Genomic DNA, 13,791 nt, shown 5'->3' with positions numbered 1-13,791 from the left:
TTCTAGAGGCGGCTGCTCCGGCTCCCTTCAGCACGAGAGAGCCGAATGCTATAAAATCTTAAACAGCAGCGGAGTGCGGAAATTGCGATCGAACGCCAAGCAACAACCGAACTCGATCGAGTCCAAACCTTTGATAACCTATAATTTGAATGAGATGCCGCAGGCACTTCGGCTCCTGGCATTATACTAATGCGCCATCCTGCGGCTAATTTGGGATTTATTCTTTCTAACAACTAACAACTAACAAATAACAACTAATAAAGAGGGGATTGGTTAATGGCTGCAACAGATTTTAAAGACTATTACGCTATTTTGGGACTCAACAAAAGTGTCAGTTCTGACGAAATTAAAAAAACTTTCCGCAAACTAGCCCGCAAATATCACCCGGACATGAACCCCGGCAACAAAGAAGCCGAAGCTCGTTTTAAAGAAGTAAACGAAGCTTACGAAGTGCTCTCTGACCCTGAAAAACGCAAAAAATACGACCAATACGGTCAATACTGGAAACAAGCTGCCACAACTCCAGGCGGATGGCCGCCAGGCGGGGGCGGTACGACTGTAGACTTTGGCGGGGTTGACTTCAGCGAGTACGGCAGTTTTGACGAATTTATCAATGCCTTGCTCGGCCGCGCAGGTAGCCCGGGCGCTAGTGGTGGCCGCAACGGTAAGTGGAATTACAGTAACTACCGCACCAGCAGCGGCGGGCCCACCGGGTTTGGCGGCTTTGAAGATTTCGCGGGGTACGAAAACCGCACCGCCGGAAGCTCTCTCGACACCGAGGTCGCCATTTCCCTGACTCTAGGGGAAGCATTTCGGGGAACTTCTAAGCGAGTCGCCACGGGCGAAGTTTCGATTCCAGCCGGAGTGAAAACCGGCAGTAAAATTCGGGTAAAAGGCAAAGGCCAAGTTGACCCGTACAGCAAGCAACAGGGAGATTTGTACCTAAAATTAGAAGTTTTGCCTCATGCTTTCTTCCAGTTTGAGGGAGAGAATTTGGTCTGCGAAGTGCCGATAACTCCCGACGAAGCGGTGTTGGGAGCTTCAATTGAAGTGCCGGCGCCTGAAGGTATGATCAATGTGAAATTTCCCGCCGGGATTCGTTCGGGTCAGTCTTTGCGGTTGCGGGGCAAAGGATGGCCGAAACCCAAGAAAAACGAGCGGACTGATTTGTTGGTAAAAATTGCGATCGTGACACCGAAAGAAATTAGCACTGTAGAACGCGAATGCTATGAAAAAATCAAAGCCAATCGCACTTTTAATCCCCGGAGCAATTTAAACCAAGCGCTACTTTGAAAAAACTTGCATTGCTCGTACAAAACAAAATTAGGAAGAGGAGCGAATCATCCCTTGGGTTTAGGCGGGTTTACAAATATCCTGGCTCTGAACTCATCGATATTGGTGAACCCGCGCCCGAGGAGATTTAGGTTGATAAACCTATTCATAGTTGAGCATTCCACTTTCTCAAGACTCTTCGCTAGCTTTTAGCTGACTTGGTTGGCGACCTTGCTTGATGTTGATGCTAATGTTTTTAGCTCCTTTCTTTTCCAAGTCTGTGATGTAGGCGTTAGTGTTATTAGAAGCTTCATCCTTGCTGTCGTAGGGGCCAAAGTAATAGGTGTGCTTGGGCGAATCTGTGTCAACTTCCACCCACCACTCGCGACCTCTACCGCTGGCCATCGGTTGAGTCAGTATCGAAACCGCCGCCAGGAACATACCGAACATATAAATTTCAAACATAATTCACCTCTGCAACAAGTTAAGCAGTGTTTACTCTTCTCAACTTATCCGGGCAAATAACTTGATCGGCTCGTCCTTAGTGCTGATTTGACGCAGGTAATTTTTGAGAGTTGGTGCTGTCTAAAATCAGCATTTCGGTGGAGAAGAGTTTTAGACTGGGTGGCTGTAAGTGACTGCTAGACATACAAAGTCGGCAAGGTAAGGAGTAGAAGAAGAGTGTGTTTATATTATTGTTGAGGTTTGAGTTAACTCAAAACTCAACATCCTTAAATTGCTACAGTTTCTGAGAATTCTTCTTCGCAAATGGTAAGATGCGAAGGCTGACAGCGTTTGATGCGGATGCTAAGCCTTTTGGCTCCCTCGCTTTCCAAGTCTTCTATGTAGCCGGGAGTATTGCTGGAAGCTTCTTTGTCGGTGTCGAAGGGGCCAAAATAGTAGGTACAGTGGGGCAAATCGGTGACAATTTCTACCCACCATTTCTCAGACCGGCGGTGGTTCGACCCGGCAAATACGGACAAGACTGCGACGTAGATACAAAATAAATAAAATCCTAGCATCTTTATTCTTGAGGGTGGTTTAATTTATTATTTAAATCTATCAAAATAATTTGCCCGACCGAATCAACCTCAGTGCTGATTTTGCGTCGATCGACTTTAGATGTGAGATTTTAGATCTTAGATTTTTCTTCCCATCTAAAATCTAAAGCAAAACCCGCCGGTGCGGGTTGTTTGCTAACTGAAAAATGCTCTTTTTCCAAACTAGATGGCTGGGCAAACCTCAGCCTGCTGAGGTTTAGCGCTTGCCTTTGGGGAACTGTTCGATACCAGCCCAACCGTAGAAAACCAGCTCGTCGTTCTGAACTCGGCAGCGGTCTACTCGCAGTTGAGTGCCTTCTAAGGCAAATTTGTCTAAGTCTAGCAAGTTATTTACGTGGGCAATTATAGCTTGACCCAAGTCTACTGCTTGCCCGTCACCGCCGTAAGTAACGCTGACAAATTGGATTTTACGTCGGTCTTCTACTTGCAATTGAGCTGTAATATCTATGTTGACGGGTTCGCTGGCCTCGCCTACGGTAATTTCGGACTGAAGCCGGATTGATTTGTCGGTTCCGAAGCTGACTTCAGTGTTTTGAAAGTTCAGAGATTGCTCTTGGTACTTCAGCTTCTGGAGTTTTTCAACTACAAAAGGTGTATTGAATGAGGTGGTTAAATCCGATCGACTTAAGACTACTCGCATATTTGCCTGGGTAGGCTGCCGCAATTTCACTTGACCTGCAAAAATCGCTCCAAAATCAATGGAGAGTGCTTGCAGGTAGAGTTCCATCACTTCTATGCGAAGGCCGTTGTACATCAACATACCTTTGCCAACGAAGTCGAAACCGTCGATGCTTCCCTGCAAGAGTTTGGCTACTGGTTCGACTCGGATGTTGGCCTCGGCCTTTTCTGAACGCTTGAATAAGGCTGCGATCGCAGCTCCTGCTACTTTACTAACAAGGCGATCGCCACTTTGACCTTGAAAGGATGTACTGCTAAACAAAGCTGCTACCATTTATTCGTTTGCTCATCTACAGTCGCCATTATAACCCTATATTAAGAAATGTAAAAATCGCTTGTGCTTATTCACTTCATAAGCAGATCTTGTTTTTTTGTCGGTCTTCTAAACAACATTGTTGAAATTTAAGGGCTCAGGGGGGTGCCTTGGAGACAAGCGCGATCGAGCAAAGCTCCATCCCAAAGGGTTTGTTCGATCAACGCGCAAAGCAAATTAGCCCCCGTCAGGTTAGCGCCGCGCAGTACGGCTCCATTCAGGATCGCTTCTTCCAAGTCCGCTCCCGACAAATCAGCGCCGGACAAATTGGCATTGCTCAAATCGGCGGAGTGCAAAATTGCGCGAGCCAAAGCAGCGCCCCGCAAATCGGCACCGCGCAAATCCACACCGCTCAAATCCAAATTGCCGATGGATGTCCCCGTCAAAAAAGCACCCCCAAAACTTGCGTCGCGGACTAAAGCGTTAGCGAAGGAAGCTCCCCGCAAATCGGCATTGCGAAAATCTGCGCCTCGCAAGTCAGCGCCGCTCAGGTCAGCGCCTCGGAGGTTGGCTCGCAATACGGCCCGCTGCAAGTTAGCGCCGGCGAGATTAGCTCCACTCAAGTTGGCTTGAGACAAATTAGCACCGGCGAGATCGGCTCCGGCTAAGTCTTTGCCGGCTAAATCAGTGCCGGCCAACATCAAAATTTTGCCTTTGCGTATGGCTTCGAGGTCATTAGTCATTAGTCAGTTGTCAGTTGTTGGTTGTCAGTTGTTGGTTAACAGTCAACAGTCAACAGTCAACAGTCAACAGTCAACAGTCAACAGTCGAGTTATTTTATAATGCCGGAGCGGTCGCGGTCGTTCGATCGCCCAAATCCTCCAACCACACGTTAGGCAGTTGGCTCGGACGGTTCGGTAACTGCATCAAACCCATTTCTGTCAGTCTGACGACGTTGCTGAGACTTTCAACTAAAGCCGGATCGAAGCGAGTGCCCGACAGTTTGCGGCACTGTTCCAAAGCTTCGCTCAAACTCAAAGCCGGACGATCGCCACGCGGTTGAGTCAATTCTTGAAAATCAGCCACCAACCCCAAAATCCGCGAAGCAACGGGTATGGTTTCGGCTCGCAAACCCTCTGGTCTGCCGCTGCCGTCCCAATATTCGAGTTGGTGCTTGACAATTTCCGCCACAGGTGCTAGTTCCGGCATTGCTTGCAGCAATTGGGAACCAATGAAACTGCGATCGCGCCAAAATGAGAAAGTTGCTGGGTCAAAAGCATCGGGAGTGCGATCGAACACCTCATTCGGGGCCGAAACTAAGCCGACTCGAAATAGCAATCCAGCTAGCCGCAGCCTCCGCAACTGCAAAGCCGGCAAATCCAGCAGTTGACCCAAAGTTTCCGACAAAGCCGCCACCTGCAAAGACGCTGTGGGGTTTGCGGTATCGCGTTCGTCCACGCGCTGCGCCATCCGCAGAAAAGCTTGAAGTTTGTTAGCGTTCAAATTGCGGCTGACGCGCAAAGCTTGACCTTCCAATTCCCACAACTCGCGGGTTTGGCGGTTAATTGCTACCATTTGCTGCTGAGAACTTTGCAGGTAAGTGACTATCCGCGATACCACACCACTAATGTCTGCCAAGGGCGGACCTTTGGTAGCCAGGATTTCGTGGTACATTTCCAGCAAACTGTCGGCCAGAGGAGAGTTGTAATGTCGCGTCTGTTCTATAAAAATTTCAGCAGCAGCCGACACCAAAGACTGGTCAAACGACCACAAACCGTAGAACTTTCGTTCTGTATCTACTTCGGGCTTGCCTTCTGGCAAGTATTCCTGGTCTGAAAGTTCGCGGCAAAGCACCATTGCTTTGTATGTCGGGGCGAGGATGATTAAATTCCATTCTTGGATTAAAGGGTCGCTCTCATCGAGATTTATTAAAGATACATTTTCTAATTGCCCGGTTTTGTGGGTAGCGAAACCGCTGTCGGCTACTGCACCGATGACAACGCGCCGAGAGGCATTAGCAATATCTAGGTAGCGATCGGCTTCCTGTAAATACCATTTACCCTGCTGAAACGTTACCAAAACTAAGGGTTGGAGTTCGCTTTTGTCCCCGCCACTGGTTTGCAAAATGTGGTCTTCTAGGGCGTGACATAGGGCTACTAGGGTGTTTTTGAAGTATACCCCGTAGCTAGAAGGCAGTTTTCCGTCGGGAAGTGTAGCTTGTAGTCTAGCGAGAGTTGATTCTGAATTCATTGCAAAAAGCGGTGCCGGCTCTTATTTATTGTAGCGGGCGATCGAACTTCTCGAAAAGACTTTTGGCAAAAATCCGAGTTTTTTATTTTTCACCGCTTCGCCACCGAGTCAATCGATTTTAGATTTTAGATTTTAGATTTTAGATTTTAGATTTTAGATTAAATAATTGAAGCATTGACCCCACCGATAAATTCGGGGGCTCCTTTATCGAATACAGGTTTTTTATTTCTGGACGGATGAATCACGTGGCGGGTATCCTGGATGCTTGATTTTCAATGTAGAGTGCGCCGAACAGTACCTGATTAATTTTAGCAATTTTCTGGAAACCCTCTGTCTTTGGCTAAGTTTTTTTCAGACGAGAAACCTGCCGAGAGGAAGACGCTAACTTTATTAAGTATTAACTACTATTTTTAAACAATATTATTAGGAATTCTGAGCGTGCTTCAACAAAATAGGAATTTAGGGGAACAGGCGATCGACAAAGTGGCCGAGATTGCTATTGCTAGCAAATTAGACGAATCCGAAACTTTGTCTGTCACAGTTAACAGCGATCCTGGCCAGCTAGCCCAGGGAGAAGTAGAGGCCGTTGCCGTGGAGGGCAAAGGATTGGTAATGCAACAAGATTTGCGCGTGGAAGAATTGCAAATTCACGTCAAGGATATTGCTGTCAATCCCCTGACCGCTATGTTTGGCAAAATTGAACTGAACGGGCCTGCCTTCGGTGGGGCGCGCGCAGTTTTAACAGAAAGCGATATCAACCGCGCTTTTAATTCCGAATACATCAGCAGGAAACTGAAAAACTTACAAGTTACTGTTGACGGACAACAGCGGACAATAGACGTTAAAATTATTGAGTGCCAATTGCTAGCCGGAAAAATCGCTTTAAATGCTGAGGTATTGGTGCGGGAAACTTCCTCCACGGAAAAAATTTATTTTACATCACAACCTCAGATTGCAGCGGGCGGTTGGGCAATTTCTCTTCAAGATGTCGAGTATCCCGAAAACAAGGAATTTTCGCCGGAGTTAACAGAAGCTTTGGCGGACAAAGCTGGTGAAGTTTTAAACTTGCGAAATTTTGAACTTGAGGGAATGTCCCTGCGAATTCAGCAGCTAAATGTGGAAGCTGGTGTGCTGACTTTGCAAGCTGAAGCGAAAGTCGAAAAATTCCCAGATTAGGAGCTTGTAGGGTGGGTCAAAAACAAAAAAGCTCTTCAATTCCAGCAACTATTGGAACTGGCGCACCCTACCATTATTATGCTTGGCTTTGGAAAAATCTCCGCAGTTGATGAAATCCCTCTAAAGTTATAAAAAAGTCGGTAGCAACCCGCACCAAAATATCACCGCCGTTAGAGGCAGGCATGGGGAGTTCACTTTTACTCTTGACAAGTAGTAGTAAAAATTTGGAAAAGTTTTGTGAACACTGTAACTGCTTTTTTTAAAAGACTGCGTATCGGTCAAATTTTGACTGTATTTATGGCAGGTGTGCTGCTGTTTACCAGCACCGCTTGCAATTCGGGCGATGTTAGAGGTGCTCGGCCCGAGAATCCTCCCGTTCAAGCAGGAGGAATGAATAACCCTCACAAGGGTGGCGGTGATGGATACACGAATTATAAAACATCCACCGATCCTAAAGTAAATCAGTCGCCTGCTAAAGCAGAAAAGAATCGGGCTGATTTGTCGATCGTGGGCGATCGTCTCCTGGCCTCGACTACCGCTGAATCTAATTCCTCAAAGCTGCTTTATCCGGGTTCTGCACCGATGGAAACTGACAAGTTCGACTCCGAACTCGGCGGAGATAAAACTCTCTTAGAAGCGCCAGACGGACAGCCGGCTAAGGCTCAACCCGTATTCGATCGCACCGATCCCGATGCCAATATTTTAGAGAGAGTAGGCGCCGCCTTTAAGGATGCTTCTGGTTTCCTCAAAGATAGCGCTGAAGATGCCAAGGAAAGCTCGGTTACGAAACTCAATCCGCTGCAAAAATAAGCTAGCAGAACTTGCCCGGTATCGCCGATTTGTAGGGGCTTTTTCAGAATTGCCCCTACACAATATTCACAAGACTTACGCAGAACTTCTATTCTATATTCAGTCTTGGACGTAGAATCTGTAGGTGCGCGGCACGCACCTTACCCTATATTAATCCTCTAAAATTACTTTTTTCGTAAGTCCTGTACATGTAGGGTGCTTATGGCGCACCTTACGTTATATGTATCGTGTAAAACTACTTATTTTTTTCGTAAGCCCTGTATATGTAGGATGCTTATGACGCACCTTACCGATATTTTATATTTTAGATTGGGGATGGGAAAATTATAGGACTTGCGCCAAAAATGAAAATGTGAACCATTGAAGTTGCCGCGCTCCGGCTAGCAATGACAATTGGCAATGACCGAGTTTTCTCATTAATGGACAAGTCCTGCTTTTATCCCTCTAAAGAAACTTTGTTTTATTTACCTTTGGAGTCAGAAACATCAGCAATCAAATCGTCTTTATCAACTTTCGGTACAAAATCGGGGCGTTCTTTGGCTTCCCAACCGGGTGGGCGCTTGGAGTTGTACCAGGCGATCGAGCCGATCGTAGTTGCGGCAATAAAGCCAACAACAAGAACTGCTATTGGAATGTTCAAGCTGACACTTGATTCCGGCACTGGCTGCTGCATCAGCAGCTCAATCATTACTCGCTTGATGGGTGCAACAACAACTGCTATGGGAGTGGTCAAGCTGAGATCTATCATTAGGCTAAATCCTTATCTACTCTACTTTTACATTATTTTAAGTGCTAAGGACGTTTGGTTGATATATCTGAAGGCTGAAAAAGTGGCAGAATTGCGGTCATAATGTTTAGAGCTTGAAAATAGGAGAGCTGATTTTATGCCGTTGGGGACAATAGCATTGCTGTTGGCTGCTAGCTTCAGCCTGGGTGCTTTACCGCTAACGGGATGGGCGGTGCGAGTGTTTACCCGCCGAGATTTGAGGGCGCTGGGCACGGGGAATGTGGGGGTGTCGGCAGCTTTCATTCACGGGGGGAAATTAGCGGGAATTGCTGCGGTGTTGGCGGAAATTGCCAGAGGTATTGTGCCTGTTTTGGCGGGGCGATTTTGCTTCCCGGATGCACCGGCGATCGCGATCGCCCTGTTAATTCCTCTAGCTGCGGGCAGATATGCGATCGCCCGAGGTGGAGGCGTGACCAACGCTGTTTGGGGTCTTTTGGTATTTTCGCCGCCGGTGGCTGTATCATCGGGCATTTGGGGGCTGCTGGTGTGGGGTTTGGCACAGCGGTGGTGGGGTGAGGGCGATCGGGCGAGACTCTTTGCTTCCCGTTGCGGGTGTCTGTGCACCCCAATCTGGGTTTGGGTGTGGCGACAATCAATGCCCGAATTTTTAGCAGCCGCAGGATTAGCTTTGTTGTTAGCAGCAATTAATTTCAGTCAGGGTGATGATATGTCTTTATCTAAATCTGAGCAATTGTTTTCTCTTGATGACTCGTTAGATTCTGCAATCTGCGGCGATAAAGCTGCTAAATTGTCTCAACTGAAACGCGCCGGTTTTAATGTGCCCTCTGGTTGGATATTATCACAAGAAGCGGGCATCGGGCATCGGGCATCGGGCATCGGGCATCGAGGAAATAGTGATGAATTGTCAATTCCCAATGCTTCCATTCAAAATCTAAAATCCAAAATCCAAAATCGAATGATTGTGCGTTCTTCTGCAGCGGGAGAAGATGGCGATACCAGTTCTGCAGCGGGACAATATCAAACTATTGGCCCTGTTTTCACTGAAGCAGAATTACTCGATGCAATTAATCGCTGTCGCCAGTCTTATTGGACTTCCGAAGCTGTGGCTTACCGCCGCCAACGACAACTCCCCGACACCCAAATGGCTGTATTAATTCAGCCTTATATTGACAGCGAATTTGCGGGAGTCATGTTCAGTCGCAATCCTTTAGATGGCGGTTCCCAGGTAATTATAGAAGCTTTACCGGGAGGAGCCGAAGCTGTTGTTGGCGGACAATGTACTCCGGTGCATTTAGAAATTGATTTTAGTACACCTGAATCATTAGAAAGAAATTTAACTGAACTTAAAAGTAATTCAATTATTGCTCAATCGATTTTAGCAGAATTGGTGAAACAAGCCCAAGCGATTGAAGAATTTTTTCACGGAATTCCCCAGGATATTGAGTGGAGTTGGGACGGGGAAAAAATTTGGATTTTGCAAAGCCGTCCAATTACTAATTTGCAGCCTTTTTGGACGCGCACTATTGCAGCAGAAGTGATTCCCGGTGCAATTCGTCCGTTAACTTGGTCGATTAACCGGCCGCTGACTTGCGGGGTTTGGGGAGAAATATTCAAGGTGGTTTTGGGCGATCGCGCGATCGGCTTAAACTTTAACGAAACGGCAACTTTGCTTGGTTCTCACGCCTATTTTAATGCGACTTTGTTGGGCGAAATTTTTCGGATGATGGGATTGCCAGAGCAGGGTTTGGAATTTTTGCTGAGAGGGCAAAAGATGGGCAAGCCGCCTTTGGGGAAGATTTTGCCTTCTTTGCCCGGTTTGTGGCGTCTGGTGCAGCGGGAGAGGGCGCTGAATGCAGAATTTAAGGGCGATCGTATTTCTATTTTTCTCCCGGCATTGCAAAGTTTGGATAAGCAAGAAGGAAGTTCGGCAACGGATTCTGTAACGGATGTAACGGATGTCAGTCCGATGGAAGAAGGAAGAGGGAAGAAGGAAGAAGGAAGAGGTTCTAGCGAAGAAGAAATATTAATGCCCAATGCCCAATGCCCAATGCCCGATTATCAATATTTAATGGAATTGTTGGAGAGAGCGGAGCAAATTCAGGAGTGGCTGAAACCGATTACTTACTACAATATATTAGGGCCGATAGGGCTGGCTATTCGCAAGGCAATTTTTCGCGTTGATGATGACTGGCTGGCTAATGACAGCGCTCCTGAAATTGCTTCTGTGCGAGCTTTACAGCAGTTGGCTCAGAAATTGCGGCAATCTGCTGTTTCGCAGCCTGACGAAACTGTTTCAGTCGCACATTTAGCACAGACATTTGCGGAAAGTCCGGCTTTACAAGCTGATTTTGAAAAGTGGCTTGATATTTACGGATATTTGAGCGAAGTGGGAACTGATATCGCTGTTCCTACGTGGCGAGAACAGCCGGAAATTTACCAAAAACTGCTAATAACTATGGCTCAAAAAGCCGAAACTAATTTAGTCGAAAAGCGGAAAGTAGGCTTGACTTTTGGGCAGAAGTGGCGACTAGATAAATGTCAAGAAAGAGCACTTGTCAAAAACGAAATTAGCGAAATTTACGCGCGGTTGTTGGCTCACCTGCGCTGGACTTTTTTGGAGATAGAAGCTTGCGGATTGGCAATGCAGGTGTTTCAGGAAAGCGGGGATATTTTTTATCTGGAATTTGGGGAAATTCAGCAGTGGATTCGCAGCGGTGCAAGTGTTTCGTTTAAGGATACAATTAGGGAAAGGCGCGATCGCCTGGTAGCCGATCGCGATCGCCCGATTCCCCCCGTGGTCTACGGCAATTTGCTGCCAAATTCTCAGAAAAGGGCGATCGAACTTGCAACATCGGAAACTAATATCATGCAGGGAATTCCGGCAAGTATCGGTCGTGTCGAAGGCTTTGTCAAGATTTGCCGCACCGCGAGCACAGATTTAGGAGAAAATGCGATCGCAGTAGTCCCTTACACTGATGCAGGTTGGGCACCGCTGCTATTAGGAGCAACAGCAATTATCGCGGAAGTTGGCGGCCAACTATCTCACGGAGCAATAATCGCTCGCGAGTACAAAATTCCCGCAGTTATGAATATTGCTGAAGCTACAACTCGCTTGCGAGACGGTCAAAAAGTGCGAGTAGATGGGTATCTCGGCACTGTAGAATTGCTGGAATAATTAGGGCTTTCTGAATAAGTTAAGAAAAATCGCGATGCCGGCAGCCGGCGGAGCCATCGCAATTGATGGGTGATTCTAGTTCGGCGAAACATAATTTTTTGCTTTCTATAACTTGTCAAGTTATAGTTTTTGATAATAACTGACCCGTAAATAGGTGTGATTTTCGGTTATTGACATAAAAACACAAAAAAAACCAGTGTTAACCAGGTAGAAAGGTTGATTACTAAAAAATTAATAGCAATGGCTGTACCAGAAGTATTAAGTAATTGGACAGAATTAATTACACACTGATTCTTTGCTAATTTTTTACTAGACAAGGCTTGTAGCCCATAGTTTTGTGTAATTAATTGTGTCCTACTACTTATCAAGTCTTGCCATCACGCGATTCAAGCTGAATCTTCGTTTACGCAAGTCCCAAATTTGCCCTCAATAGAGTTACGAATTCTCTCATCTTCCCAGGCTTGTTTCTTTGTTTCCTTACTGACATTTGCTGGTGGTCTTCCTAGCGAAGACCCACTAATTCTAATTCTTCTTTCTTTACAGCAAGCTCGGTTTTCCCTTGTTAGATAAATGCAATCTGCATCGACTGATTCACCAATAGAGTATCTTGTGTAACTTTTAAATGCTTCTATTTTAGCTTTTAAGTCCCCCGATTCGTTAAAATTATCCAAACTCATCCGGTCTCAACATACATATCCTGATTAAGCAACTCGCTGACAGTTTTGCTCCAAACTCTACAGCTTTCCCTCTGACAATGGGACGGATGTGGGATTGGCTTAACCTTACTATAGCTTTTTTTACAGCTATGAGGTACTTTTGGTAAAGTAAAAGTATTTAGAAGAAAATCATCAATGCAACCGTATTCACTAGATTTGAAAAAAAAAATAATAGAAGTGAGAAAACAATAAAATATCTCAATAAAAAAACTAGCAGAACGTTTTAAGGTAGCCAAGAGCTTTGTTCAAAAATTACTAAAAAGAGCCCAAGAGACAGGAGGTATAAGTCTTCTTGCTCAAGGAGGAAGTCCACCCACCAAATTTAAGAGTCCAGGAGATTTTGTTATCTTTCACCGATCGTGTCATTGGTTTTCTCACCAGATGGTCTTGGATTTTACATTCTTTATCTCTAAGCTGTTCAGCATTTAATTTTTTTGCCTGAAAGCCAGGGTGCAAGGAGTCTAAGCTTCAAAAATCCCAATTTAAATGCGTATCAGCTTATCACATCTTTAAAAAAATGGTATTATCCTGTGTGGCGAGGGGGTGCGATCGCCAAAAAAAACCCGGCCAAAATTGGTCGGGAGTTAATTAATCAGGGTGCATCTACTAATTTAGTCTCCGGCCTCACAGCACCTCTTTCAGGACATTTTGGCAGAATTTTAGAGAATTTCTGGCGAGGGGGTGCGATCGCCAAAAAAAACCCGGCCAAAATTGGTCGGGAGTTAATTAATCAGGGTGCATCTACCAATTAAGCTTCCTGAGAATATGAGCGCAATCCGGACACTTACCACTAAAAACTCACAACTCTTTTCGGTGAACCAGAGTTGCACTAGCTTGGTCTGTCGGAACTAACAAAATTTCGCTAATATTGACGTGGGGCGAGCGCGTCGCGCAAAAATACACGACATCGGCTACATCGTCCGCAGTCAGCGGTGTCAATCCTTGATAGACATTTTTTGCTTTTTCTGAATCGCCGTGAAACCGGACATTGCTAAATTCTGTTTCCACCAAACCGGGTTCTATTTCCGTCACCCGCACTGGTGTTCCCAAAAGGTCTTGTTTCAACCCTTCGGAAATAGCTCTCACTGCTGCTTTGGAAGCGCAATAAACATTACCTTTCGGATAAGCTTGGCGGCCTGCTATTGAGCCGATATTCACTACGTGGCCCCGTTCTCTGCTTACCATTCCCGGCACGATCGAGCGAGTTATGTAAAGCAACCCTTTAACATTGGTATCAATCATTTCTTCCCAATCTTGAAAGTTACCTTCGTGCAGTTTGTCTAAACCACGGCTCAATCCCGCATTGTTAATCAGAATATCGATGTTTTTCCAGGCATCGGGAAGCGCAGCTATCGCCGATTCGACTTGAGGGCGATCGCGCACGTCCAATTCTAGTAAATAAATCTCGTTCGCCGACGCGATGGATTTTGTTTCTACAAGTTCGTTTGCTAGTCGATCGAGCTTTTCAAGACGGCGGGCTGCTAAAATTAGTTTTGCTCCACCTTTGGCAAATATCTTGGCACAGGCTGCTCCAATACCGCTACTCGCACCTGTAATGAAAACAATTTGATTTTGGATAGAAATCATTTTTAATAATAAGGAAGATGTATTAACCGCAGAGGGCGCAGAGGGCGCAGAGAGAGGAAGTAAGA

12 protein-coding genes and 2 pseudogenes are annotated in these 13,791 nt (G+C 46.1%); 6 read left to right on the top strand and 8 right to left on the bottom strand.

Translation table 11 applies throughout. The features are described 5' to 3' along the window. Positions 1-276 precede the first annotated feature (276 nt). Positions 277-1,293 (top strand): J domain-containing protein, encoded by a 1,017-nt coding sequence (locus QUB44_RS21500; protein WP_333370604.1) that lies wholly within the window; start codon positions 277-279, stop codon positions 1,291-1,293. 168 nt (positions 1,294-1,461) lie between these two features. On the opposite strand, the gene QUB44_RS21495 is transcribed toward QUB44_RS21500, so the two are convergent. The 5 genes from QUB44_RS21495 to QUB44_RS21475 form a co-directional block, all read right to left on the bottom strand. Continuing rightward, complete coding sequence (locus tag QUB44_RS21495; protein WP_333370602.1) at positions 1,462-1,737, bottom strand: DUF1816 domain-containing protein; 276 nt, start codon at positions 1,735-1,737, stop codon at positions 1,462-1,464. A gap of 266 nt (positions 1,738-2,003) precedes the next feature. Further along, positions 2,004-2,294 (bottom strand): DUF1816 domain-containing protein, encoded by a 291-nt coding sequence (locus tag QUB44_RS21490; protein ID WP_333159422.1) that lies wholly within the window; start codon positions 2,292-2,294, stop codon positions 2,004-2,006. A gap of 235 nt (positions 2,295-2,529) precedes the next feature. Next, entirely contained in the window at positions 2,530-3,285 is a 756-nt protein-coding gene (locus QUB44_RS21485) for a DUF2993 domain-containing protein (protein ID WP_333370600.1), read from the bottom strand. Positions 3,286-3,413: 128 nt separating this feature from the next. After that, a complete protein-coding gene (locus QUB44_RS21480) occupies positions 3,414-4,007 on the bottom strand; it encodes a pentapeptide repeat-containing protein (protein ID WP_333370598.1) in 594 nt (197 codons plus the stop codon). A 94-nt stretch (positions 4,008-4,101) separates the two neighbouring features. Further along, positions 4,102-5,514, bottom strand: a complete 1,413-nt coding sequence (locus QUB44_RS21475; RefSeq protein WP_333370596.1) for an HD domain-containing phosphohydrolase — start codon at positions 5,512-5,514, stop codon at positions 4,102-4,104. 438 nt (positions 5,515-5,952) lie between these two features. Here QUB44_RS21475 and QUB44_RS21470 point away from each other — a divergent pair, with 438 nt between their 5' ends. Then, positions 5,953-6,690, top strand: coding sequence for a DUF2993 domain-containing protein (locus QUB44_RS21470; protein ID WP_333370594.1), 738 nt, complete (start codon positions 5,953-5,955; stop codon positions 6,688-6,690). A 237-nt stretch (positions 6,691-6,927) separates the two neighbouring features. Further along, entirely contained in the window at positions 6,928-7,500 is a 573-nt protein-coding gene (locus QUB44_RS21465) for a DUF6658 family protein (protein WP_333370592.1), read from the top strand. Positions 7,501-7,960: 460 nt separating this feature from the next. Here the strand turns inward: QUB44_RS21465 and psb35 are convergent, their stop codons facing one another. Next, entirely contained in the window at positions 7,961-8,173 is a 213-nt protein-coding gene (psb35, locus tag QUB44_RS21460; protein ID WP_333370638.1) for a photosystem II assembly protein Psb35, read from the bottom strand. 211 nt (positions 8,174-8,384) lie between these two features. On the opposite strand from psb35, the gene QUB44_RS21455 reads away from it, so the two are divergent. Further along, the gene (locus QUB44_RS21455; protein ID WP_333370590.1) at positions 8,385-11,423 is read left to right on the top strand and encodes a glycerol-3-phosphate acyltransferase; all 3,039 of its coding nucleotides are present in this window, start codon (positions 8,385-8,387) and stop codon (positions 11,421-11,423) included. Positions 11,424-11,789: 366 nt separating this feature from the next. Here the strand turns inward: QUB44_RS21455 and QUB44_RS21450 are convergent. Then, positions 11,790-12,227: pseudogene (locus QUB44_RS21450) on the bottom strand (transposase); the annotation flags it as partial. Positions 12,228-12,334: 107 nt separating this feature from the next. Here QUB44_RS21450 and QUB44_RS21445 point away from each other — a divergent pair. Together QUB44_RS21445 and QUB44_RS21440 are read left to right on the top strand one after the other, a co-directional pair. Further along, positions 12,335-12,469, top strand: a pseudogene (locus QUB44_RS21445) (IS630-like element ISMae26 family transposase); the annotation flags it as partial. Between the two features lie 104 nt (positions 12,470-12,573). Then, a complete protein-coding gene (locus QUB44_RS21440) occupies positions 12,574-12,891 on the top strand; it encodes a hypothetical protein (protein WP_333370588.1) in 318 nt (105 codons plus the stop codon). Between the two features lie 46 nt (positions 12,892-12,937). Here the strand turns inward: QUB44_RS21440 and QUB44_RS21435 are convergent, their stop codons facing one another. Beyond that, on the bottom strand, positions 12,938-13,726 hold the full coding sequence (locus tag QUB44_RS21435) for an SDR family oxidoreductase (RefSeq protein ID WP_333370586.1): 789 nt from the start codon (positions 13,724-13,726) through the stop codon (positions 12,938-12,940). Positions 13,727-13,791: the final 65 nt, after the last annotated feature.

It is taken from the genome of Microcoleus sp. AT3-D2 (genome assembly GCF_036705715.1).
In the GTDB taxonomy this organism is placed as follows: Bacteria; Cyanobacteriota; Cyanobacteriia; order Cyanobacteriales; family Microcoleaceae; genus Microcoleus.
This window is presented reverse-complemented; position numbering and strand designations above follow the sequence as displayed.